This is a genomic window from Sphingobium sp. B7D2B, assembly GCF_025961895.1.
Lineage (GTDB): Bacteria > Pseudomonadota > Alphaproteobacteria > Sphingomonadales > Sphingomonadaceae > Sphingobium.
This window is the reverse complement of record NZ_JAOQOM010000001.1, coordinates 1426585-1450889: the sequence shown is the minus strand read 5'-3', so window position 1 is coordinate 1450889 and position 24305 is coordinate 1426585. Positions and strand designations below refer to the sequence as shown.

Here is a 24305-nt window from a genome sequence, read left to right as displayed (position 1 = left end):
GAAACGCCGCGCCGCTGAAATTGAAACGTCGGCACCACGGCATCATCCTCTAGCACGGAGGCATGGGATGAGATCTGATCTTTACGCGCTCATCGCGATGAAACTCGAAAGCCTGTTTGCGAGATGACTCCCGATGCGGCCGACGGCACGATCGTGGAGCCCGGTAGAACTGGTTCCCCGTTGCTGCGATGGCCTCGCCTCCTCGGTGGGCGCAGAGGCCAGTGTGTAACAGAGCTCTTTTCCAAACTTGCGCTCGATCATGTCAGCGATGGCCTGCTCGTCGCGGACATGCGCCTCCGGGGGCAGCCCATAGTCCTGGTAAACCCAGCATTCGAAAAAATTACTGGCTATTCTGTTGACGAAGTCATCGGCAAGAACTGCCGCTATCTCCAGGGAAGCGATCGGTTGCAGCCGGAACTTACGGAAATACGGGCTGCGCTTGCGGAGGCGCGCGCCTGCTCGGTGACACTGCGCAACTACAAGCGGGACGGAACGATGTTTCGCAATGCTTTGCGTCTGGAGCCGTTTCGGGACTACCTAGGGCGCCTCACGCATTTCGTGGGCCTGATCCGGGATATCACGCACGCACCGGGTGTCGATCGGCTTACCGGACTGCTGGATCGTTATGGGTTGCTCGACCGGCTGGCACAGATCGAAATGTCGGCGAACTCCGCCTTGCTGGTCATCAAGCTCGACGTCCTGCGGTTCCGTGACGTCAACAACGGTTTCGGTTACGATGTCGGTGATGCGCTGCTTCGTTCGGCGACAGCGCGTCTGGCTGTTGTGCCAGCCCTGGCTATCGCTCGCGTCGGCAGCAATAACTTCATCCTGGCCTTCGCGCTCGATGATGCCAGCCGTGCGGGCAAGATCGTCAATGAGGTCCTCGACTTGCTGAGACCCCGATTTGTCCTGCCTGGCGCATCGCTTACAGTGCAGTTTGCCGCTGGCTTCGCTGTCGGGCTCGCCGGAACCGATCCTCTTCTACTGGTCCGGCATGCAGGTGCGGCGATGCAACGATCCAAAGCGACGCCCGACCACGGCCCCCATCCGTTTGAGGAAGCAGATGACCGAGACGCGCGTAATCGCATTCGGCTCGCGAACGAACTGCAATCCGCCGTTTCCAATGACGAGCTGCTGTTTCATTATCAGCCCCAGGTCGATCTGCAATCCGGTGACCTGATCGGCGCTGAAGCTCTGCTCCGTTGGGACCACGGCGCATTCGGCCTCCAGCTACCCGGCCGGTTCATCGCCGTTGCTGAAGAGACCGGCGCCATGATGGAGATCGGAGCGTGGGGCCTGCGTACGCTCGCGACGTATGCAGCGCGGGTCAATCAAAACCGTCGGATACCGCTCCGGTTCGCTTTCAACATGTCGGTGATGGAGTTCACGCGAAGGGACGTCGTCGCCTTTGTCGAACAGGTGCTCAACGAAACCGGGTGCAAGGCCGAATGGCTGACGCTGGAGCTTACCGAAGAGCTGATGGCCCCTGAGTCGGACGATATACGCCGATCCTTCGAACATATGCGGCGCCTGGGGGTCGGCATTTCGATCGACGATTTCGGCACGGGCTATTCCAACCTACGCTATCTCGAACGGTTTCCACTCAGCGAGATAAAGATTGATCGTAGTTTCGTGCGGGAAGTGGCGCACAACCATGTCAAGCACGTCATCGTTGAAAGCATCGTGAAGCTCGGAGTGGCGCTCGACGCGCGCGTCGTCGCGGAAGGCATTGAGACTGAGGCCGATCGAGTGATGATGCGGACACTGGGCTGTTCGGTGGGACAAGGCTACCTCTTCGCGCCGCCGCTCGACGAACAGCGCTTCGAAATCCTACTCAATCAAGGAATTGTAATGCGCGAGGACCGTCTGTCTAAGAGTTAAAGCGAATGTGCGCCCCCAATGCCATCGTGCACCTCGCAGGCGAACAAGACGCAGCCCATTTGTGAACAAATATGACGATGGCTTCTTTGCCACCTGACCGTTTCACATTTGGTGAGTAATGCTCACCTGAATGAGCGGCAGCTATTGGGTCACCGAAACCTTGCTTCCAACGACCGCTTTGTTGGCGCGTTCCGCCGGATGGGCTGAAGAGGATCGAGTGGCTGCTATTGTTCGGATCAGACGCTAGCTTCGCTCGCTCTGAACGACGGAGTTTGGTTGGCATCGGACCCAGGTATTGTCGGTCGCGGACCCCGACAGGTGGATGAAAGCAGGACGGGTTTCGACGAGCAGCTTTGGCCCAGCGAATGTCGTTTTTGAGGGCGTAGACGGCAATCTTCCTAATGGCTGAGCCCCCCGCACTTATCTTAGGGATTGGAGCCGGCCCTTCGCCCGCACCCAAACTTTGCCGTAGCAAAAGCAAAACTTGCCTTGACGAAATCATATTCTATCGATTAGGTTGAAATACCTCGAGCGGGATGGCTGGTCAGGCCCCTCCCGCATCATCACGAGTGTCTGACCCGCGGCTTTTGATAGGGATGCAGCTTGCTCCGCGTGACCAACCGCTAAAGCGCACGATGCTCAGGCGACCGCGCCAGGCGTCGTGTTCCCCTCTCTAACGATGAGGTGATCCGATGCGCATGACCCACCAGCTCTGTTGACCTAGTCCGCACGCAGTCGCGTGCCGGTTATTGCGAGCCAGCGCCCGAAACGGCTTATGCCCTCCGGACGCACTCGGGACCGGCGCGTGATGATGTCGCGCCTACCATCCGGTGGCCGCGCCTTTCGGTCTGCGAGGATCGTCATGATCAGGCTCACCAGTTCCGATTTGGCGGACCTGGCGCGCTACCCCCTGTCTCTTCAGCAATCGGCGCTGGCCATCTGGTCTCAGCTGCCGGGGGGAAGCCTGCGCTCTGTCCGCCTCGAAGACCGTGACGGCGAAAACCGACGGTCGACCAAATACAGTCACGTTCAGGGACAACCATAATAATGACACTTAATCAGTATATTATCGGGCTCTATACAGGCGAGCGCTTCTCGCCTACCGGCGCGCGCCGGACGATGCTGCGGGCAACAGCTGCAGCCCTGTCGCTCGCAGTGCCGATCAGCGCCCATGCGGCCGAAGAGCCATGGCAGACCGAGCCGACCGCAGCGGAGGAGGACGCAGGCTCGCCGATCATCGTCACAGCCTCCCGCCGCCGCGAGGAAGCCGTGCAGGACGTGCCGATCGCCATCAGCGTCATCGACGCGGCAACGCTTGATCGTCGCGGCGACTTCACCCTCGGCCAGATCCAGCAACAAGTGCCGGCGCTGCAGGTATTCAGTTTCAACCCGCGCAATACCAACATCAACATTCGCGGCCTCGGCAGCAATGTCGCATTGACCAATGATGGGCTGGAGAACGGCGTCGGCTTCTATATCGACAATGTCTATTATGGCCGCGTCGGCCTTTCGCAGTTCGATCTGGTCGATCTCGAGCAGATCGAGGTGCTGCGCGGCCCGCAGGGCACGTTGTTCGGCAAGAACACGACCTCGGGCGTCATCAACATCAGCACCCGCAAGCCAAGTTTCGAGCCGGACGCTTCCGGCGAGGTGAGCATCGGCAATTATGGCTATCGGCAAGTTCGCGGCTCGGTATCCGGCCCGATCGTCACCGATCGTCTCGCTGTACGCCTGAGCGGTGCCTACACCAAGCGCGATGGCCTGCTCTTCAACACCACCACCGGAAAGGACGCGCAAGACTATGAGAATGCGAGCGTGCGGGGCCAATTGCTCTTCACACCGACGGACGATGTCTCGATCCGGCTGATCGGCGACTATGCCAGCCAGAAGCAGAATTACGCCCTTAACGTGTTTGCGAACTATGTCGGCACCTACGAAAACGGCGCGACAATCCCGAACAATTTTGCGGCGCGTCTGGCGCGGTTCGGCCTTTCACTGCCGGCCATCCATCCGTTCGCGCGTCGGGGCGAGTCCGACAGCCATTACCAGTCCAACATGGATGGCTATGGGGTGTCCGGTCAGGTCGACTGGGATCTGGGCGGCGCAGAGCTCACCTCCATCACCGCCTATCGCTGGTGGGACTGGAACCCGGCCAATGATGGCGATTCCACCGCGCTGCCTGTCGTCACCAAGGCGCAGCAGGCCAACCGCCAACGCCAGTTCAGTCAGGAAATCCGCCTTGCGTCCAAGGATGATGGCCCAATCGATTATGTGATCGGCGGCTATTATTTCTGGCAGATCATTCGCGGTTATGGCGCGAGCCGCTACGGCTCGGCGGCGGCGGCCTGGAACTTGCCGGCGGTCGATCCCGTCGTCGGCAACGCAGCGCTTGACGGGTTCGAGGCGAACTCCACCTCCACGCCGCAGACGCATAGCCTCGCCCTGTTCGGGCAGGCGGACTGGTCGATCAGCGATGCGCTGACCCTGACCGCCGGCCTGCGCTACACCCATGAGAAGAAGGAGGGCGCGTTCCGCCAATATTGGGTGGCGGGCAATGATCTCTCCGGCCTCACGCCGGCACAGCAGGCGACAGCGAACGCCATCCGCGCCCAGTTCAACCCGGTGCAGACCTTCGCGACCGCTTTCTCGGATGACAGCCTCTCCGGCCTCGTTACCCTTCGCTGGCAACCGACGCGCGACGCGATCATTTATGGCACCTATTCGCGCGGCAACAAGTCAGGCGGGCTCAATCTGACTGCCTTGCCGGCGGGTATCGCGCCAGAGGTCGCGCCGGAGCGAGTCGATGCCTATGAAGTCGGCTTCAAGTCGCAGTTGTTCGATCGCGCGTTGACCTTCAACGGGGCGCTCTACTGGATCGACACCGCCAATTATCAGACGGCGATCACCGAGCAGGTGGCGAACACGGTCACCTACCGGCAGTATATCGCGAACATTCCCAAGGTGCGCTCTCGCGGCTTCGAGCTGGACGCGGTTTACGCTCCCTTGCGGCACTTCAGCCTCAATGCGTCGCTGGCTTATGCCGACACCAGCTATCGCGATTACAGGAACGCGCCGCAGGCCGTCGAGCGCCTGAACATTTCTGCCGTACAAGACCTCACCGGCCAGCAGCTCCCGGGCGTGCCGAAGTTCACCTACACTTTGGGCGCAGATGTCTCGACACCGGTTCCCGCATTGGGCAGCACGACCGAGATGTACGGCCATGCCGACTGGTCGCATCGATCGAGCTTCAACACCTCCGCCTCTAACTCGCGGCTCGCCATCGTGGACGGCTATGGACTGCTGAACGGGCGGATCGGCGTACGGTTCGACGACGGCCGCTACGACCTCTCGATCTGGGGCAAGAACCTGCTCGACGAGAATTATTTCCAGACGCTGTCGGCCGGGAACACCGGACTGGTGACGGGGCTGATCGGCGACCCGCGCACCTACGGCATCACACTCCGCGCAAAATTGTGAGGCACGCCATGACCGCACTCACTGCAATCCCCTCTTCCTCATTGTCGCCGCTGCAGAGCAAGGGCGACGAGCGTTCCGGCGCCCTGCGGCTCATCCGCTTTTCGGCGGTTGCCGTGCCGATCGCCGCCGCGACCATGCCCATCGGCGTCTACCTCCCCGCCATTTTTGCACGGGACTTCGGCCTGTCGCTCGGCATGATCGGCTTCATCTTTCTGATCGGCCGCCTGTGGGATGCCATTTCCGATCCGCTGATCGGCTCCCTGAGCGACCGTACCCGCAGCCGCTTCGGACGCCGCAAGCCATGGATGGCGGCGGGGGCCGTGCTGTTCACCCTGTCCTCCATCTTCCTGTTTTTTCCGGTCGCGACGGTAACGCCGCACTACCTCGGCGGCGTCCTGTTCGTTTTTTACCTAGGCTGGACGGCGATCCAGATCCCCTTCCTGGCCTGGTCCGGCGAGATTTCCGGGCATTATCACGAGCGGACCCGCATCGCGACCTACCAGACGGTCGTGGGTTCGGCGGCCCTATTCGTCACGCTGCTGCTTCCCGCGCTCGCCGATCAACTGCGGCCGGGCGACGGGCACCTGCAAATGTCACTGATGGGCGCGCTGGTGCTTGCCACGGTCATCCCCGGCGTCTTTCTGTCGCTTACGGCATTTCCGGAAGTTCCGGCTCCGGCCGGGCCAGCGGAGACGCTGTCGATCAAGCACACATTGCGCGCGGTGTTCGCCAATACCCTGCTTCTGCGCGTGCTCGCCTCGGACTTCGCCGTGACGCTTGCCCAGAGCATTCGCGCAGCGCTCATCGTCTTCTACGTCAGCTTCTATATGGGCCGGCCGGACTGGGCAGCGGCGCTGTTCCTCTTCCAGTTCGTCTTCGGCATCTTCGCGGGCCCCATCTGGCTGCGCATCGGCCTCAAGCTCGGCAAGCACCGAACGGCGGTCTTGGGCGAGCTGGTGCAGGTCGCGGTCAATCTCAGCCTGCTGCTGGTCACGCCGGACACCTTCGGTCTGCTGCTGGCGCTGACCTTGGTGCAGGGGCTCGCGCAAGGCTCCGGCAACCTCATGCTGCGCGCCATCGTCGCCGATATCGCCGACAAGCACCGCCTCGAAACCGGTGAGGAACGCACTGGGCTTTATTATTCGGTGTTCAGCCTTGCGGGCAAAGGCGCCTCGGCCATCGCTATCGGTGTGGCCCTGCCGCTCGTCGCCTGGCTGGGCTTCGATCCCCGGGGCAGCAACAGCCCGCAAGCGCTGCTTGGCCTTGCCTATGTCTTCGCGCTTGGTCCTGCGCTGGGCCACGCCTTTTCCGCACTGCTCCTCGCCCGCTTCCCGCTCGACGAAGCCGCCCATTCCGAAATCCGCCGCCAACTGGACGACCAGCCCCTCGCTCTCGCCCCGGCCGAGTGACCCGCACTGAATGAAATCCCTGAAAGGAGATGCACGTCATGACCGTCCTCGAAAAGACCCTCATTGCTTCCGATACCGACCTGTTCGAAATCAAGCCGCTTCAGCCCAGTTTGGGAGCGCAGATCAGCGGGATCGATCTCTCCCAGCCGTTGACCCGGCCGTTACACGCCGCGCTTCACGCCGCCTTGTTGCGGTACAAGGTGCTGTTCTTCCGCGATCAGCATCTGACGCATGACCAGCATATCGCCCTGGGCGCAGCGTTTGGTGATCTGGAGACCCACCCGGTCTTCGCGCACCCCGATCATCCGGAAATTCTGCCGCTGCGCTCCAAGGAGTTCGCCGGCAAGTATCGCAGCACCACGGACAGCAACTGGCACGCGGACACCACCTTCCGCGCTGAACCGTCTGCGGCATCCATCCTCATCCAGCGCGTCTCGCCGGGTCTGGGTGGCGATACCGTCTTCGCCAACGCGGTCGCGGCGTATGAAGCGCTGGACGAGCAGACTAAGGCCCGGATCGACGGGCTGACCGCCATTCACGATACCCGCATTTTCCTGCAGTTCATCGAGTCCGCTGAAAAGCGGGCCGCCTTGCAGGCGCAATATCCGCCGGTCGAGCATCCGGTGGTGCGCATCCATCCCGAAACTGGCGAGAAGCTGCTCTACGTCAATTCCGTTTTCACCCGCGAGATCGTCGGACTTGCACCAGGCGACAGTGAAGCGCTGCTCGCTCGCCTCTTCGACCAGGTGAAGCGGCCGGAATTCCAGGTGCGTTGGAGCTGGCAGCCCGGCTCGATCGCTTTCTGGGATAATCGCGCGACCCAGCACTACGCGGTGCCCGACTATCGCGGCAATCGCGAGATGGAGCGCGTGACCATCGTCGGCGAGCGCCCGCGCGGCCCCCAATCGCCCAACTGAAATCCCCCCCCCCGCACCCCCAAAGGCAAGAAGGAGCCTCATCATGTCCATCACGACCTATGCCAATGCCGCAGACCCCAATAGCCCCCTCGACATCAAGCCGGTAACAGGCACGATCGGCGCCGAAATCGGGGGCGTCGTGCTCTCCGGCGATCTCGACGCTGCGACCGTACAGGCGATCCAAGACGCGCTGGTTCGCCACAAGGTCATCTTCTTCCGTGGCCAGCATCATCTCGATGACGCTGAGCATGAGAATTTTACGGCGCTCTTCGGCGATCCGGTCGCGCATCCCACCGTGCCGGTCGCAGAAGGCTCGCGCTACCTGCTGGAGCTGGATAGCCGCGAGGGATACGCCGCCTCGAGCTGGCATACCGACGTCACCTTTGTCGATGCCTATCCAAAGGGCTCGATCCTGCGTGGCATCACGATCCCGGAGGCCGGCGGCGACACGCTATGGGCCAATGGCGAGACGGCCTATGAGGCGCTGCCGGAATCCCTGCGCCAACTCGTTAACAATCTCTGGGCTGTGCACACCAATCTCTACGATTACGCTGCGATCCTGGGCAATGCACCCAAGGACAACACCACCGCGCAGGAGCAGATCAAGCGGCATCGCAATGTGTTCGCCTCCACGGTGTACGAGACCGAGCATCCGGTGGTTCGCGTTCACCCCGTTTCGGGCCAGCGCAGCCTGCTGCTCGGACATTTCGTCAAGAGCTTCGTCGGTCTTAATCAGGCGGATTCCCAGCGGCTGTTCAGCATTCTCCAAGACCATATCACCCGGCCGGAGAACCTGGTGCGGTGGCGCTGGCAGCCCGGCGATGTCGCCTTCTGGGACAATCAGGCAACGCAGCACCGCGCCGTCGCCGACTTCGGCCTGCAGCGCCGCACTCTGCGCCGCGCCACCATTCATGGCGAAGCGCCAGTGAGCATCGATGGCCGCACCAGTCGCATCGTCCGGCAGGAAAAGGCGGTGGAATACGAAGCAGCCTGAGCAGAACCGTTGCCCGCGCTACCGCTCAGGGAGAAACTGTGGCGCGGGTGACGTTGGATAATCGATTGTACATGTCCTCGATCAGCAGTGCCAATCGGCCGCTTTGACGAAGAGGAATTGCAGGGCATTTCGCATCTCAAGCTCTGGTTGAGATGGATGATTACCGTCAACGAATGTCCTGTCATTAGATGAATGAAAGGCAGGTTTCGGGAACCGGTTCGAAAGATTGCACGTCGGGTTTGAGGGCGGGTCCCGTCGGACGGGCCAAAGTAACTCAATGACTGCTATCGTCTGGAGCAGACATTAGCGCTTTCCGATCTCAACGACCGGCATTGGTCGGGAGCAGCTGCAACTGTGGAGGCGGGCACTGTGTCAGAAGCCGCCAACATAGCGGGCGCTCAGTGATCAAACTGATGCCTCTATTAGCTGCCGATCGTTCATCGACTCAAACCAGCTTCCCGAAGAAGCTTGAGAAGTCGGTTTTCGGCTCCCTCGAACAGCGTTAATGCGTCAGCATCTCCAGAACTTAAAACCATTGTTCATGACATTATCGCAACAGTTGTCTACCATGAATTTCATTACATTATCGTCTTGCAGGCGTTAAACAGCATAACCCCTAATTCAATTCTTTGTTATAGCCGCTCTTACTTGGCATGAGTTTTAAGAGGCCTTGAAATCGAGGCGTCATGCCGTGACCGCCTCGATCTATCGGCATTCTCAGATGCCCGTCGGCGCCTCGAAAGTCACATCGCGCGCATGGTCAGACATGCCCTGCTCCCAAGTGCTCCAGCCCGAATTCAATCCATAAGGTGCGCGTTCAAGCAGAGCGTCGATCTTGGATATCATGCCATTCTTCTCGATCTTGAAAATCTCTGCGATCTGCCATGTATGCGGTTGGACCGGCCCGGCGGTGACCGTCCGGCCATTGGCAGTGGTGAAAGTCCGCGTCGCGCCACCCGAGTGATCGAAGAAGGCGAAGGCGAACACCAGTCCACGTTCCTGATCGACTGCAACATAGCGGCGATCGCGAATGCGGTTGACGAACGCCATCAGCCCTGACTTGAACTGCTCGGTACAGCTCCACTGGCCGGAATAGCCAGTCGCCGTGGCCGGATCGGGGCGCTTTTCTCCAGCCGGGGTAGGTGCAAGTGTCGCTTGCTTGCCATTCTCGTGACGCAGACACTCGGGCGTGAATGGATAGTCGCCCTTGCCGTCATTCTTCTGGAGCCCGATGAAATATTTGTCCGCCTGCGCAATCAACTCTGCACGCGACAGTTGATCAGCTTTAGGGATCACCTCTATGAGCTTGGGATGGATCGCCATGCCATCGAGCCGGTTGTAGCTCGCATTATCCGTCTCATTTGGATAGCGGAACACAATCTGCTCCACTTCCGCAATCTGCTGATTACGGACGAGCAGACGCAGTGCAATGAACGAGCCGTTGAAATTGGCGGCGTCGCGATGATCCTCCTGGATAGTCCCGAAGAATGTGACTTGTCCGGCCGCGACGTCCGTGACGAACAGCTTATAGTTGCCGCGCGCTTTCATTGTGTTCCACAAGCCGTCGCCGACTAACAGGCGCTGGCCGTTTTCCGTGAAGCGCACATTCGGCGAGATCGGCACTGCGCTCGGCTGTTTTGCCGCAACGGCATCGAGATAGCGACCGACAAAGCCTTCCAAGCACGCGCGCTCGCACGGCGCTGCTGCTGGCGCGGCCGTGGCTGCGGGCGCAACACTCGTGCAGAGCAAGGCTGCAATAAGACCGGCGCAAACCCGTCCTCCACGCAAATTCAGTGATTGTGCGCGCATTATCCTCATCCTTCCCATGATCGTGTCGTCCGATAGAGGTGTTTATCGATTGGCTGATGTGCCCTGTGCAGGAGTCGCGCGCTGGCGCGGCGGGGCGCTGGGTGTAACAACCGGGTTGGCGTCCTGGGCCGACCATTCTGGGATGGCCTGATTGTAGATGCGGCGACGCGCATACAGCCACTGGCCATCAACCTTGACGAGTTCGTCTTCGTAGTGGCCCCAGAAATCGACCGTGCCATAACCTGTCGGTCCGCTCGTCATATGGGTCCAGTAGGCCAGTCCGTGAGCCTTGTTCCCGTCGAGTTTGACGACGATATTTGAAATGATGTGGCGTCCTCCCTTCGGACGCTCCCCGGCAGGCACCTTTGCGCGCGCTTCAACAGCCCGTTTACGGCCTTCTTCAATAAATGCCGCGATCGCCTTGCGACCTTTGATCTCGCCAGCACCATAATCGAGAGTACCATCTTCGGCGAAGGTGGCTGCATAGCTCGCCGCGTCGTGCCAATCGAATGCAAACAAGTAGCGGCCATGAAGATCCTCAATCGCCGCACGATCATCCGCAGGGCTTGCAAGGGCTCCGCTGGAAAGAACCACACCGCCAAGCATCGCCAACGCGATCATGAAATTGCTCGACCGCCCCGTTCGAAACATGCCCGCTCTCCTCTTGTTTGATGCCTCGTTCCTTCGCGACACCATACGGGCAATTATAGTCTCATTTGGGACCGAATTGCAAAATCTTTCCCGATGGGGAGCGGAAATTTTACCGGGTTTGGAGAAGCGCCATTGCGCGCGGGATTCAAGGTGCAATCAGCAGCATTCAGTCCGCCAGCGGCTCGTGAGTACCTCGAGCAAAGCGGCGAACAACATTTTCGAGAATGCGACTCACAGGGCCGCCGAACGCGCCGTTGCACCAGAGGCTCCCATTGAAACTTATGGAAGAGGCGGCAAACACGGCGCCGCCGCGGTCGGTAACGAAATAGGTCATGTCACCCCGCACGAGTGCTCCGGCATCCTCGCCGGTAAGCGCTTGAGGGGGAAAGCGCATGTCCTCCATGAGCGGCAGGAAGCCCGCCTGTAGGCCTTCAGACCGAGCGATGACGACTGCCCCGTCCGGTGTGCCCAGTCGCGTGTCAGCACGGTCAAGTTCGTAACCTGCGGCGCCTCCGGAATTGAGGCCGCAATCCCCGAAAACTTCGCCGTCCACGCCGTCAAATATCCACGAAACTGCCGGGTGGCGAGACTCGTCGGTGCGCCGGAACCATGCAGATTCATATCGACCCTGCGTCGAGAATCCGGTCAAAACAAGCTGCTGTGGATCACGCCGGTTGCGCTTCCATAGGCCTCCGAACTTGCCATCGAGCGCATGATAATATTCGCCGGGCTCGGCTGCCCAGGCGCGTACGCCATTTTCAGCGCGACGAACCTCGAGGGCCCATGGCAGCGACGGGTTTCGGCCGATCCGCCAATAAAAGCCGTTGCCACCAAGATAGCAAAGGCGCCCGCCCCTCTGCACATGCGCTTGCAAGGCATCGAGCGTTTCGGCGGTATGATATTCCGGATGGCCGCCCGTCAACACCACCCGATATCCGCCGAGCAGCGCGACTCCCTCCTCATGGAGATCTTCGTCCGTTATCACGTCAAACTCGATCTCCCGCGCCTCCAGCCAGCCGAGCAGGTGCGAATCCGAGGCGTAGTGGCGCACACCTGACCCGCCCTCTGCCCTGTCCTTGAAAGTGAGGAACCCTGGCCGCATCGTCAGGATCGGCCGCGCTCTCGAGGCATAGGCGATACCCGATCCGTCCGGGTGATGATTGTACGTGCAGCGGCCATAGATCGGAAAGTCATCAGGCGTATGAGGGTAAGCCCCCCATTCTGCTATCCGGGCGCGCAGCGCGTCATCGGTCCAGCCAATCGCATGGTTGCCATAGGCCTGATAGGTGAAGGTGGGCGCGAGAAAAACCACGTTCGCGCGCGGCCCGTCACGCGGGGCGAGCACATAAAAGGGCAGCCAATCCTCACCATCCTCGCAGCGGAGATGGAGCGCATAGGATCCGCTCTTCAGCCCCTCGGGAACCGCGAATGCGAAGCTTTGCGCCCAGCCGCAATCACCCAGATCATCTTCGTGGAACCTGATCGCGGCATAATGGCCAGGAGCATGCCGCCAGCTCTGCTCGGCGCCAGTCCAGCGTGCACCGACCACGCCGCGCATGGGCAGATTGACGAGCGTCCCATCACAGCCTTGCTCGCCGACGCTCACAATCTCCTGCGTATCAATCCCGATCCCGAGATCCCAGCCGCAGATGAGGCGATTGCCAAGCTCCTCAAGCGATTCAAGCGGGCGGGGCCATTCTGCGCGGAACGAGGCGAGAATGGCCGGGTCCTCGATCTTCCCGTTGAAAGTTTCATCCTGTCCGCCGGGTCTGGCCGCCGCGAGCCGCACAAGACCTCGACCAGGCATCGAGGCGTGAACCACCTCCACCTCATTGGAACCGCTCTGGGCTGGCTCATAAAGATGAGCGGGCGTATGGAAGCCAACGAGCAGCCGGCCCGACGCGATGTCGAGACTGGCCCAGATACGGTGCCAGCGATCATGGCGCAGCCGCCCCGCGACCTCAGCAACGAAGACCCCCTGCCCCGTGTCCAGCCGCGCCTCAACCTTTCCGCTCCCGATGCTCAAGGTAAGCTTGGCCGCCGCACCCGCATGATGAAGCACGACGCGCGGCGCAGATTGCGCCATTGAGGGCATGGCGAGCGCTGTCCAGCAGGCGGCATCGGTGATGATGCCGGGCCCCGGCGCTTCGGCAAAGGAGCCGAGACGGATCGGCTGGCGATGCCCCAGCTGCTCGGTCTCGTACAGGGATGACAAATCCTCGAACTGCAACCCTGGTCCGGCAGGGTTGGGATCAGCCGAGATGACCCGCACCAGCCGCACCTGATAGCGTCCCCCACGCCGAACGCTGATCCGCGCCTCAAGCTGCTCACCAGGACGTGCGGAGAGGCGGTTAAGATATCCTGTGATCGGCAGCTCGTTCATCGCTCTCTCCGGGGGAGTTGGTCGGCAGGATCAACCAGGCTCAAATCCTTGCGGATAATCGATGTAACCGAGCGGAATGATTTTGGCGCCAACTGGCCGACTGACGATCCCGCGCTCCGTCCCGCCAAATAGCTGGCCGACATTACGACCTTGGGCGAAATCCATCAGCAATGTCAGTTCGATGGAGCCGCCATCGTGCAGCGCGAGAAGAAAGAGCTCATCGCCGACCTTGCACATACTCACGGCCTCGATCCCAACCTCCGTCCTTAGCGCATCGAAGCGGGGATCGCTCGGTAAGATCAGCCATTGCCACAGGATTGCCCGCGAATTGACGTACACATGTTCCAGCGCAGCTTCTTCACTATATTGGCAATAAGCGCGCCTGCCGATCAGCTCGCGGCTCTCCGCTATTGGCAGATAATCGACAGTGCTGCCCGCGATCCGCGCCGGACGGACCAGGCGGCGCATCGCGCTTTCACCTTCGATCAATTGGTCCCAGACCGTAATTGCACGCCCCTGCTCGCGGTCAATCACATGCGTGAGGCCGAGTTTGCGCTCCGCCTCGGCGATATGAACGAAGAAGATGCCTGGACGAACCTCAACCGCATCATAAGGGGCGCCTCCAGAGGCGGGCTCCGCCGCTCCGCTCATCTCCCATGTCACCCTGTCGATCCCGAACCGGAGGATTAGGGCAGCGCCATCGTCATGGTCGAGCTGGATGTCCTGCCCGGCCAGTATCGTGGTCGATTCCTGGCGGTTCTTGCCCAGGTCCATGTCGCGCACCATGGGCGGGACCGGACGGATCGGTGCGACTTCGTACATGACAATTCCTCTCCCGGGCTGGGGCAGGAATAGTCCCAAATGAGATCATGTCAACTCAACGTGCATGCCAGTGGGCGAGGATTTTCATCAGCAGATCGTCCAGCTTGGCCAAATCGCGTCGCGACAAAAAGCCGAATATCTCCTCTTCTCGCTCCCGGAACAGCTTCATTGCCTGCATGTAAAGCGCGCGACCCTCGTCGGTCACGTCGAGCACCATATAACGGCGATCCTCTTCGCTCGGTCGCGCGGTAATGAGCTTGTTGGCCGTGAGCTTGATCACCCCGCGACTGATGCTATTCTTCGGTCGCCCGCTCATCGCGCAGATCACATTCGCGGTCATCTCTCCATAGTCGGACAGATAGCCAAGAATGGTGAACTCGTCACGAAGCAGACCATGGTCCTGGGCAAGCGCTGCAAAGGCCTCCGCTGAATAATAATTGCCGATGAGGATCATGCGAAGCCCGAACCAGTCTCCGCCCTCCCCCAGCACGCGCTGGCGGAGCTCTGCAGGAATGCGGTCGATTGCCCCTGTGGATATCTTTCGCCCCAAGTCCGTTCCGCCCTCAATTTCCAATCGCAAGACGTCTGTTCGTGCGCGTTCAGGAAGCCCGGCTAGCCGATGTGAACGGCGGGGGTCAACTGCCCAACTTGACAGTCCCGTTTGGGACCATCACTATTGCGGTGAGGAGAATGCTTGATGCACTATAACCGCGATGATCTTGAACAACTCGGTATGCGATATCTTGATGGGCTGATCGCGCGTGACCCCGGCGACTTACCTCTTCACCCAGAGTTCCGCCTCACAGAAAATGGGCAAGAACTGACGCTGGGCGATGGGCTGTGGGGCACCGCGAATGGCGCCGGCCGCTATCAGCATATTGTCATCGATCGCGAAACGGGCGGCATCGCGATGACGGCGGTGATACTTGAAAATGACCGACCTGTGATCGCCGGAATTCGCCTTGCATTGCGCGGCGATCGCATTGCCGAGGCGGAAATGGTGATCTCGCGCACCGACATCCTGTTCTACAAGGATGGCCCAAAAAAGTTGGCTACCATGGGCAAGCCCCTCCCCATCTGGAAGGAAGTGCCTCCGGAGCAGGACCGCATGTCGCGGGAGGCGCTCGCCGCTCTGGCCGATTCCTACTTCCGCACGCTCGAGCGCAACGACGGGCATTTCATTGCTCCATTTGAGGAGGGATGCCGTCGGCTCGACAATGGCGTCTATGCCACGCAGGCGCCAGAGTTCGACAAGGAGGGCTCGCCACCCTTTTATGGCCTCGGCCCGGCAGAACAGTTCGCTCTTGGCTATTTCGTGTTCGTGACGCAGGTGCGTGATCGGCGCTTTCCGGTTATCGACACAGAGCGCGGCGTTGTGGCCAGCCTGCCCTTCCTCGATCATGCAGGAACCGTCCACGAAGCGAAGCTGACCGACGGCCGCACCGTGCCGATCAGCGTGCGACAGCCCTATTCCTGGCAGATCTTTGAACTGTTCAAACTACGGCGCGGCAAGATCGCGCAAATAGAAGTTGTGCTCAATATGGTGCCTTATGGCATGAGATCGGGCTGGTGAACCGCAGCTGCCCTTGATCTGTCGCTTGGCGCGAGGGGCTTGGCTCGCGCACACCCGCATTTATCTTAGGCCTCGGCAAACCGGACCTTCGTGACGACCCATCCATCATCATGTTTGGCCAATGTCGTAATCAGCACACGGCGCTCGGTCTGGCGTATGCAACGATTGCCTTGCGCCAAGGCCATTTGCGCGAATGTGCAATCTGCCTCCAGTGTCGACGCAGACTCGACGACACAGGGCTGACGGGCGATGGCACTGCGGCCATCGTCTGCAATCTGGATCGCGAGGGGCTGGCCATCATGGTCTGGGGTCACCGCGCTCGCGCCATCGAGATGCGTCACGGCCCCTGCGGTGTCGCGCAGCCAGCGCTCATGCACTTTGCGCACGGCCGCCTCGTCCTCCAATTGCGCCAGCCGCACAGCAGCGCCGTCGTCGGCGAGCGCGGCAGTGGGCACGGTGATGAGCGGCATCGCGATGAACGCGCTGCTTTTCAGGAATGAGCGGCGGGATGAAGTGGTGTCGGTGGTCATGCGTCGCTCCTCTTCGTCTTTTGCGCGTAGAACCGGTCGATGTCCAACTTGCCAGCGTGGCGCGAATGCGCACCGATGGGGCCAAGGCTCAGCCCCTTCTCGTCACAATGATAGCCGATGCCGGCGTCATGCATGGTGCGCATGTTGATCAGGAAGGTGCCCATCGACCCGTTGCACGCTTCTTCAAGCCAATGCGCAAAATAGATCTGATCGCGAATTTTCACGAAATCCCCCGAACCGCTCCACTCCATTCCCCCCGCGTTTTCATCGGTGAAGATGATCCAGGAGACAGTGCGCGGTGTTGAATAGAGGTGCATCGACGTGAGGCCGGGCGCGTAATTCCACGTCAATGCACGACCGAGCAATTCATTGGTTCGCTCATGACGTCTGAACTTGGGCGGCTGGATCCCCTCCCCTTCCACCGTGCCGAACAGCGTCCGGGCGGCAGCCTCATTGGCGATATAGGGTGTATTGACGTAGCCGTTGAAACAGGTGGCCAGCCCCGCATCGAGATCGATCACGGTCGAATGGCAGTCGTGGTTCGGCGCGCCTTCCAGCAGATGGCCGAAAATATACAAGCCCGGCGCGGATTCCCAAGCATTGTAGCGGGCAGTGATCCAGTTTACCTCCCCCACATAGCGCCATCGCAAACGATCGGCCTCATCAAAGCGATATTCGATGGAGGGGCCATTGTCGTAACGGACGGTCAGCGCCTTGCCCGTCAGCTTGTCCGTGGGGGGATTGCCGTTTTTTGCCATTTGGCTCGGCTTGTCGAACACCAGCGTCGTCTTCGCCGCTTCATCGACCTGTGCCTTGGTGAGCGTCTTCCAGGTGCGCAAAGGACGATACACGCGGCGCGCGCCTTTACCAGGCTCATCCGGGGGCACGACATTCCCCCTTGTATCGCCGAATTTCTCAAACTGGGCGAGCTGACCAAGCCATTCGCCCTGGCCGCGGAACATGTAATATTCCAGCTTGTCGCGCTGATCGAAGCCTAATCGAAATCCAATCTGCTCAATCCGGTTCACATCCATCACGTAAAGCGTGAAGATCCCCGAGAACTCGCACTCGGTGCGTGTGTAGATATAGGCTTCTTCGGACAGGCGGATATAATCGGAGGGTCCGCAAAATCCGAGTTCGCCGCCCGTGCGGGTGAGTTCCACGAAATGAGAATAGGCCGCGCTCGGATAAAATTCGAGCGTCTCGATGCCATTGTCCTGCGTCCAGTGATAGGCCTTCCCTTCAACGCGATTGGTCGCTGCGTGGCGAGCGGCTGGCGGGCCGCTACCTGCAACATCGACATAACCGTGGTAGATTTCGCGCATCACCTCGCGCTTGTCGACAAACCCGCCGAACCAGACCTCAAACACCGTCGCAAGATTGGTGGCTTGGTCGATGATCACAGCAAAGCCGCGCTCACTGTTCGGGATCAGGTGAGTGAGCACGACAATCTCGTCCAGTGCGAGTGCCCCATAGCCTGCAGTCACGGCCTTGGCGCCATTCTCCGCAACCGTCAGCCTGTCTGCGCCGGTAAAACGATAATTGAGCGTGAGCCCCTTGTCGGTCACGATGCGCAACTGCTTGCCCGCGAGCAGATCGGGCCTCTTGCCGTGGCTCGCCGGCCCCGCCTCAGCCACTGGCCGCAGTGCTGACAGGATCTGGGCGTCGCTGAGCTTGGTCCACGGAATGCGGTTATATTGTTCCTTGGGATAGGGTGTGCCCGCCATCCGAATTCTCCCTTGCAGTCTCTGTTATCTGGACGTCACCCTCGTTCAGCCGCGCGGCGGATTGGGGATGGGCTTGACCGGGAAACCGCAGTTGAGCGTCTTGCAGACCGTGATGGTATGCACATAGCGAAGCAGGCCATTTTCAACCCGGAACAGGTGGCTGTCGGGCAAGCTGCTGTTGCCGAAGCGCAGCAACACGACGACCGAGCCAAGATCCTGGTCGACAAGATAGCGACGGTCGACCAGCGGCGTGTTCTTAGGCACACCAACGGCGCAGCTATCCTCTTTGCTTACCACGCCGGGCGCGCCCTTGGCGGTATAGATGCCTCCCTCCAGTCGCGCGCATGGGCTGCCCCACGGCACTCTGACCGTCGGGTCGTTGAAGAGGTTGAGATAGGCATCGGCGGCGGCGATGATTGTCTCGCGGCTGTCCTGCTTCTCCATCGGGATCATGTCCCACTTCTCTGCCCGTGAATAAGCCAGCGTGTTGGACGCCTTGAACAGCCAGTCATCCGCATCCGTAACCAGTGTTTCTATTTCGCGGACCAGATCGCCCGTGAGCTTGATCCGCGTGCCCAGCACATAGGGATGCGCCGGATCGGTGATGATCACTTCCACGAAGCTTTCACAGCCCTGGGTGTCATGAATCGCGCGATGAAAATCTATTTTTTGCGGTTTGTTCAGCAGAGCAGCGGCAAGCGTGATAGGCTCCATCTGCTCCTGAAGCTCGGCATCGGGAGCCAGCTTGATCAGGCTGGGATTTCCCGCCTGCTGAGCTGCTACATAGGATTGGGTTGCTTCCTCCAGGGCCGTGCGTGTGCAGCTTTGCTGCGCCATCGCAGGCATGGCGGTGAGAGCAATACAAGATCCGAGCGCCAGACCGGCTATCTTTCTCAGCATTCCATCCCTTCCGTAATTGAACATGTCCATCCTGCTCATGATGTTGACGATCCGCAGGCTGCATCTTGTGAGAAATTGGCGAGCGTAGATTGCGCGCTCGCCAGAGTGAAAATCGGACTGCCTACAGTTGCACCCGCACGCCGACGGTGAAGGAGCGCCCGATCTGGTCGTAAAGGAAGGTATTCGTGGGCCGCGTCGCGAACACGAAGAAATTCCCGGCATTGCCCGGAGGGTCCTGATCGAGCAGATTGTTCACTGTCGCGAATATCTGGAACTTCCGGCCATTCTCGGTTGTGATATCCTGGGTCAGGCTCAGGTCCGTGTAAGTAATTGCCGGAACATGATTATCATCGATGGTCACGCCTTCCACGAACGTCGCGTCATATGTGCCGGCGCCGATAATCCGCTCATCCACACTCGCGGTGAAACCGCCGAATTTGAGCGTGGCATTGATGTTGAAGGTCCACTTCGGCACACCGCCATCGACACCGACCTGACCTGCGCGATTCACGACCGTCGACCCCGGAATGAGCGTCGAAAGCTCGAACACGCGCGATGCAATGGCCCTGAGGCCAAGCGAACCGCTCCCCAGCTCGGTGCGATAGCTGCCTTCGATATCCAGGCCACGCGTTTTCAGGCGATTGATGTTGAGGAAGCCATTATCGACCCGGAACAGAACGCCATTGGGCGCGCGTTCGAGCCTTGGGCACAATGCCGTGGCACCTCGGAAGCACTGATCGATGATGTTCTGGACGCCAAGCTGTCCGATCGCATCATCAATCTGCACCGTATAATAATCAGCCGATATGTTGAGTCCGGGAATGAAGGAAGGCGTGAATACACCGCCGACAGTGAGCGTGTCGGCCACTTCCGGCTTAAGCGCGGTCGAGCCATTTGCCTGGCTGACGACCACTGGTGTTTCATTGTTGCGAAACGGGTCGACCGCGGCGGACGCCCCCGCAGCGGATGTCGAAAACAGCTCGCGCAAGTTAGGCGCGCGGATGTCGCGCGACCGGGTGGCGCGGAAGCGGATGTCGTCGATCGGCTGCCAGTTGAGTCCGACCTTCCAGGTGTTGACGCCACCGCTGGTGCTGTAGCTCGTGTGGCGACCGGCAAGATTTAGGTCCAGCTTTCGCGCAAAAGGCACGCCATCGGCGAGCGGGATGAGCGCTTCGCCGAAGACTTCCCACAAATCATATCCGCCAACAATCGGGCGCTGGTTTGAAAGAAAGTAGGCGCCGAATGTGCTGGTGGCATAACGCGTATTCGCCACGCCGCGCGGCTGGCCATTGGGGAATTTGAGCCCGTTCGACCCCGGGTCAACAGTCCGATTGACCGACTCCTTTCGGTAGCCGCCGCCAACGGCGATCGCGACGTCGCCGGCCCAAGTCGCAAAGGGCGCACCGCTCAGGACGATTTCAGCCACATGCTGTTTGGTGCGCTCAAAGGTCCGCGATCCGGTGCCCCCATAAGGGCTGGATCGGATATAGTCGATAGCGGCCTGCGACGCAGCGTCTGGGCCGAACACATTGAACGGCACGCAGCCCTGCACGGCTGGCACCGTCAGCGAGCGATTGCAAACGATGTTGCCTGTCACCGGGTCGCGAACCGCATCGACCGCATCAAACACGCGTTCGATCGTCAGATTGCCTTCCGCGCGGATTGTCTGGAGGTTGGTGCCGTAGCCATAATGACCGTCGAGGCTCCAGCCCCCACCGAGCTTCGCCTTGAAGCCAGCGGAAAAGCGGAGCGTTTCGCTCTCGCCCTGGTTCCGCAACAGGCCGGTCTGGCGCATGGTATGGCCCAGCGTGAATTGGGTGATGCCCGCCGCATCCATCTGCGCGGCGACAGATGGCGGAAGGAAGGCATTGTCGCGATAAATGGTGAGCGCCGTGTTGCCGTAAAAGCCCATCAACGTGCCGCCGAACTTGGCGAGGCTGTTACCGTAGAGCGCGTCGGCATAGAGATTGATTGAATCGCTGGCTTCGTAGAGCACATGGCCATAGGCGGTCTTGCGTTCAATCGCTGCGACCGGCGTAAAGTCGAGCCCCTGATCTTCGCCGCTGCCGCCGACCATTTGGCTGGACGTGAGCGGGTTTCCGAAGATGAATGGCTGCGGTACGCCGCCAGGACCGAATTGAATGCCGCGCAAGGGGCCGGACACGATCAGGCCGCCATCCGCCTCGAGCGGTGTTTTGAGGTTGCAGGTGCGCACGCGCAGCGGCGTCTGCCCCGCGAGCACCAGCGGCGCGCAGGACTGGAACCAGTCGCGATCGCGATAGTCGCTCACGCCAGATTGCGTGAAGTAGCTGCCGCTCGCGACAACATGCAGCCGCTCGCCGACACTGGTGCCAACCGTCAGCGAGATTTTTTTCGTATCATTGTCCCCGCGCTGCGTGATGCCCGACTGCGCCGCAGCCTTGACACCCTTGAACCTCGTATCGAGCACGAAGTTGACGACGCCGGCCACCGCGTCCGATCCGTAAGCAGCAGAGGCACCGCCAGTGACGATGTCCACGCGCTGCACCAGCTCTTCCGGCAAGATCGACACGTCGACGATGCCATCGGACGTGCTCGGCGTCACACGGCGTCCGTCCAGCAGGATCAGACTGCGCTGTGCGCCCAGCGAGCGCAGGTTGAGCTGGGTCGCCGCGCCGCTCTCAGGCGCAAATTGCGAGGTCGTCGGACGCACCGAGTTGGCGAATTGCGGCAGCTTGTTAAGAGCCTCGCCAATCGTCGAGGGTGTGCTGGTAAGGAGCTGCTGCGCCGCCACGACCGTCACCGGCGAGGGCGCGGAAAAGCCATCGCTGATCACGCGCGAGCCCGTGACGACGATGTCATTACTGCCGCCCTCGATCGATGCGCCAGCGACGGCAGGATTGCTACCGCCCCCAACAGCGGGATCGGTGGCTTCCTGTGCAATGGCCGCGCACGGCATGGCGCAGGCCAGCGCCGTCGAGAAAAGCGCGGCAGAGCTCAACATCGAGTGACGAAACAAACGCTGTGATTCTATGGCCATTCAGACCTCCCCTTTTTGGAGCTATCCCGCTCCGTCCCATGTTTATGTCGCAAATTTAATTAGAGGATGGCTCACGGCGGGGCGGGCTTTCGTCACCCTCGCAACGCGGGTTCATCCGCACAAAAATTACTATACGATGATTCAGTATCCGTCCCATATGAGACGATTATTTGATGACTATGTCAACTCGCTTGCGGCGGACAATCTCCGGAAGATGTGAAGTTATTTATCCCAGACATCAGAACGCATGCCGTAAGGGACCGTGTTGATGACAGCCTCGATCTGATCATGCTTACCCGCATCGATCTGAAACAGCTCTGCCACTTGAAACGTCAGAGGAGCGCGGAAGGGCGAGGGCACGGTGAGGCCATTGGTCAGCACCAGATTCTTCACCGCACCCGTATGATCCCAATAAGAGAAGCTCAGCACCAACTGGCGCTCACGATCCACAATCGGATAGCGTCGATTTCTGATGCCCGTCACAAAAGCATAGAAACCACTGAGCTGCTGACCCTCGCAACCCAATATCAGCGCATCAAACCGCTCACGGCCGGGCCTGACCGTCTTCAGATTTGTGGTCTGTCCGCCATTCTCAATGCGCTCGCAGCCCTTTGCAAAAGGAGCACTGGTCTTACCGGTGCTTCCTTGGAGATTGGCAAAATAGGCATCTGCAACACGCACGAGCTCTTCGCGTGACATGCGCTCACGCTCCGCCACATTGCGCTGAAACTGCGGGCGAGGCCTGCCGATCTCCTCGATTTTCGCGCCAGGCGATGCAACAGAGGGACCGGCCGTTCCTCCGCGCGCGACCACTGTTTCGATCTCGCCGATCTTCTGCTCGCGCACGGCGATGCGGAGGGCGATATAAACGGGCCGCCCGTCCTCCATCATGGTCCCTACGAAGCCCGCCTGGCCGGCCTCAGCATCAACGACTGTGATGCGATAGCGGCCGCGCGCGTTGGCCGTCCGCCAAAGCCCGTCCCATAATGCGCGCTCCACGCCATTCTCGGTCGCCTTCACATCGCTGGCGAGCGGGAGCTGGCTGATGTCGTTCGCTGCCATTGCGTCGAGCGTTTGATCGAGCAGCACTTTGAGGCAACCGCGATCGCACGAGACGGGAACTGAATAAGATGCAGGATTGCCCGTCGCCGCCGCACCGGCGCCCGCCAGACATACAGCCGCGAGAGCAGCAGGAATGCGAAATCCGACGGCCTGTGCCGACCTCGCCAGGAGAACACCCGCGGCATGACGGCCTGATTGCAATGAACATAGCGTTTTCGGTTTGGGCACCGAGCGCACTACCTGCTTCACCTTCACCCCCACACCTTCATCGGCATGCTCACTGCCATGATCGGGATCGCGCCGTTTGGCGGACCTCAAGATCTGCGGTGGCAGTGGCAACTGCAAAGCCCAAGCGGCCACCGCCCTTCGCCAGACCCACGTTCGTCGACACATCCACCCCTCCCGATGCCACTGGCAGGGCTTAAGCGCCCGATACTGCATATTGATTATTCTAACACTGTTAGTCTAACAATGTTAGGGAGCATGTCAACCCACGAAACTCCGCTTGCCAAAGACCTAACTGGTAAGGAAAAGCTGCGAGATGCCACTCGACAGACAACAAATTATCGCAGCGACTTTCGACCTGCTCCGCGAAAGCGGGCTGGATGGGCTGAGTATGCGTACGCTCGCAAAACGGCTCGATGTCCAAGGGGCAACGCTCTACCATCATTTTGCGAGCAAACGAGTTCTGCTGGACCATGTCGCCGAGGAATTGCTTGCACCCAGTTGGCGGCCCCCCCTGCCAGGCGAAAGTTGGCGCGCTTGGATATTGGCAATCTCCACGCTCACCAGGAAGGCCATGCTGTCGTGCCAGGATGGTGCTATCCTGTGTGCTGGCGGAGGTCCGACCGGTACTGAACGCTCGCAGCGACTGATCCATACATTATATCAACCACTGTTTGACGTTGGCTTCACCCCGTCGCAGGCCACATTCATTCGCATGTCGGCCTATCGCTTCACGCTTGGCTGGACCATCGATGAGCAGGCTTCTCTCGCGGCAAAACGCGGACGTGCAGTCACGGCGGCGGACGACGCTTTCCATTTCGGCCTGTCAGCTCTTATTCGCGGCCTCCCGGATCCTGACGCATAAATCTGAGACATTGCCTGTCGAAACCTTTTGCTTGCGCTCCTCCTCACGCTCCGAATAAACA

Annotated in this window: 17 protein-coding genes; 7 read left to right on the top strand and 10 right to left on the bottom strand. The window is 60.3% G+C overall.

The features are described 5' to 3' along the window. Window positions 1-123: 123 nt before the first annotated feature. The 5 genes from M2341_RS06595 (at window position 124) to M2341_RS06575 (ending at window position 8678) form a co-directional block, all read left to right on the top strand. Entirely contained in the window at window positions 124-1881 is a 1758-nt protein-coding gene (locus tag M2341_RS06595; RefSeq protein WP_264584674.1) for an EAL domain-containing protein, read from the top strand. A gap of 1047 nt (window positions 1882-2928) precedes the next feature. Next, the gene (locus M2341_RS06590) at window positions 2929-5358 is read left to right on the top strand and encodes a TonB-dependent receptor (protein WP_264584673.1); all 2430 of its coding nucleotides are present in this window, start codon (window positions 2929-2931) and stop codon (window positions 5356-5358) included. 8 nt (window positions 5359-5366) lie between these two features. Then, window positions 5367-6767: an MFS transporter gene (locus M2341_RS06585; RefSeq protein WP_264584672.1), complete on the top strand. Its 1401-nt coding sequence runs from the start codon at window positions 5367-5369 to the stop codon at window positions 6765-6767. Window positions 6768-6805: 38 nt separating this feature from the next. Then, window positions 6806-7684, top strand: coding sequence for a TauD/TfdA dioxygenase family protein (locus M2341_RS06580; RefSeq protein ID WP_264584671.1), 879 nt, complete (start codon window positions 6806-6808; stop codon window positions 7682-7684). A gap of 43 nt (window positions 7685-7727) precedes the next feature. Further along, window positions 7728-8678 carry a TauD/TfdA dioxygenase family protein gene (locus tag M2341_RS06575; protein WP_264584670.1) on the top strand — a complete coding sequence of 317 codons (951 nt, stop codon included), beginning with the start codon at window positions 7728-7730 and terminating at the stop codon, window positions 8676-8678. Between the two features lie 717 nt (window positions 8679-9395). Here M2341_RS06575 and M2341_RS06570 read toward each other — a convergent pair. The 5 genes from M2341_RS06570 to M2341_RS06550 form a co-directional block, all read right to left on the bottom strand. After that, complete coding sequence (locus tag M2341_RS06570) at window positions 9396-10487, bottom strand: hypothetical protein (RefSeq protein WP_264584669.1); 1092 nt, start codon at window positions 10485-10487, stop codon at window positions 9396-9398. A 42-nt stretch (window positions 10488-10529) separates the two neighbouring features. Further along, window positions 10530-11138 (bottom strand): nuclear transport factor 2 family protein, encoded by a 609-nt coding sequence (locus tag M2341_RS06565; protein WP_264584668.1) that lies wholly within the window; start codon window positions 11136-11138, stop codon window positions 10530-10532. A 166-nt stretch (window positions 11139-11304) separates the two neighbouring features. Then, a complete protein-coding gene (locus M2341_RS06560; protein ID WP_264584667.1) occupies window positions 11305-13419 on the bottom strand; it encodes a N,N-dimethylformamidase beta subunit family domain-containing protein in 2115 nt (704 codons plus the stop codon). Window positions 13420-13551: 132 nt separating this feature from the next. After that, entirely contained in the window at window positions 13552-14295 is a 744-nt protein-coding gene (locus M2341_RS06555) for a molybdenum cofactor biosynthesis F family protein (RefSeq protein WP_264584666.1), read from the bottom strand. A 103-nt stretch (window positions 14296-14398) separates the two neighbouring features. Beyond that, a complete protein-coding gene (locus tag M2341_RS06550; protein ID WP_158512722.1) occupies window positions 14399-14917 on the bottom strand; it encodes a MarR family winged helix-turn-helix transcriptional regulator in 519 nt (172 codons plus the stop codon). A 123-nt stretch (window positions 14918-15040) separates the two neighbouring features. Between M2341_RS06550 and M2341_RS06545 the strand changes: the two genes are divergently transcribed. After that, entirely contained in the window at window positions 15041-15916 is an 876-nt protein-coding gene (locus M2341_RS06545; protein WP_264584665.1) for a hypothetical protein, read from the top strand. Between the two features lie 65 nt (window positions 15917-15981). Here M2341_RS06545 and M2341_RS06540 read toward each other — a convergent pair whose 3' ends face one another. The 5 genes from M2341_RS06540 to M2341_RS06520 all read right to left on the bottom strand — a co-directional run bounded on the left by M2341_RS06540 (window position 15982) and on the right by M2341_RS06520 (window position 23514). Continuing rightward, window positions 15982-16446, bottom strand: coding sequence for a hypothetical protein (locus M2341_RS06540; protein ID WP_264584664.1), 465 nt, complete (start codon window positions 16444-16446; stop codon window positions 15982-15984). Next, a complete protein-coding gene (locus M2341_RS06535) occupies window positions 16443-18014 on the bottom strand; it encodes a MoaF N-terminal domain-containing protein (protein ID WP_264584663.1) in 1572 nt (523 codons plus the stop codon). Before M2341_RS06535 ends, M2341_RS06540 begins: the two co-directional genes overlap by 4 nt. 204 nt (window positions 18015-18218) lie before the next feature. Continuing rightward, window positions 18219-19103: a hypothetical protein gene (locus M2341_RS06530; RefSeq protein WP_264584662.1), complete on the bottom strand. Its 885-nt coding sequence runs from the start codon at window positions 19101-19103 to the stop codon at window positions 18219-18221. Between the two features lie 91 nt (window positions 19104-19194). Further along, the gene (locus tag M2341_RS06525) at window positions 19195-22092 is read right to left on the bottom strand and encodes a TonB-dependent receptor domain-containing protein (RefSeq protein WP_264584661.1); all 2898 of its coding nucleotides are present in this window, start codon (window positions 22090-22092) and stop codon (window positions 19195-19197) included. Between the two features lie 222 nt (window positions 22093-22314). Continuing rightward, on the bottom strand, window positions 22315-23514 hold the full coding sequence (locus M2341_RS06520; RefSeq protein ID WP_264584660.1) for a hypothetical protein: 1200 nt from the start codon (window positions 23512-23514) through the stop codon (window positions 22315-22317). Window positions 23515-23695: 181 nt separating this feature from the next. Between M2341_RS06520 and M2341_RS06515 the strand changes: the two genes are divergently transcribed. Beyond that, a complete protein-coding gene (locus M2341_RS06515) occupies window positions 23696-24244 on the top strand; it encodes a TetR family transcriptional regulator (RefSeq protein ID WP_264584659.1) in 549 nt (182 codons plus the stop codon). Window positions 24245-24305: the final 61 nt, after the last annotated feature.